General features: G+C 35.8%; 1 protein-coding gene. It reads left to right on the top strand.

What is annotated here, in order from left to right; genetic code table 11:
* Positions 1 to 599 (top strand): lipoate protein ligase C-terminal domain-containing protein (locus tag E5A76_RS10200; protein WP_316247327.1); only part of this gene is annotated, 599 nt, incomplete at its 5' end.
* Positions 600 to 901 lie beyond the last annotated feature (302 nt).

Here is a 901-nt window from a genome sequence, read left to right as displayed (position 1 = left end):
ACACAGCATTATCTGAAAATAATCACTATTTGTTTTTTCATAGTACGATCCGTGTCAACACATCATTAACTGATATTTCTCAGTATATGAATAGTCGTTATTCAATCTTAAATCATAAAGATCTGGAGCGTGCTTATACATCTATTAATCACCATACTCGCCCACTTGAGCACAATGAACTTAGCCGATATATCAGTGACAGTATTGCAACAACCTTAAATCTTGATGCGGAAAATACGATCATTCAAAATAACCAGCACCCTGATTGGGTTGAGTTTAGCGCTAACTTTTATCGCTTAAAAAGCTGGGATTGGAACTACGGACAATCGCCAAGTTTCATTGAATCACTTGATACCTCATTCTCATGGGGCAATGTCGAGTTAAAGCTCAACATTGATGAAGGCGTCATTACTAACATCTATTACGATGCTCCAATCGCCTATCACGACATGATGAATGATTTTAGCCAAACTGCGATTGGTTACCCTTTCAATGCTAAGTCGATGATCTCCATTGTATGCGGTCTGCTATTGAAACATTCTGAACATTACGACGCATTAATGGAAGTCTCTGAGTGGTTACAGCAAGAAATTGCTTAGCGAAATTACGATAACTTTTAAGGAAAAATTTACTTTTGTGTCTATATATTGAACTAAATCAATAGGGCATCAAATACTGGTTTTTACCCTTAAACAACTCCTTGACTTTGGCAGAGGCGGCACCAAATCTAGGCTATCTGCCTTTCCCACAGAGTTATACACAGCTTCTGTGGATAATAACAACAAATTTTTACTTATCACATTCTTGGTTTAAATGTCACTCATGATTAAAAGCAATCTTACCCACAAGAAATAAAATCCTTTACATTCATATAGATAAACAAAAATAGAGATAATATGTA

This window comes from Photobacterium lucens (assembly GCF_009873615.1).
Taxonomy (GTDB): domain Bacteria; phylum Pseudomonadota; class Gammaproteobacteria; order Enterobacterales; family Vibrionaceae; genus Photobacterium; species Photobacterium lucens.
This window is presented reverse-complemented; position numbering and strand designations above follow the sequence as displayed.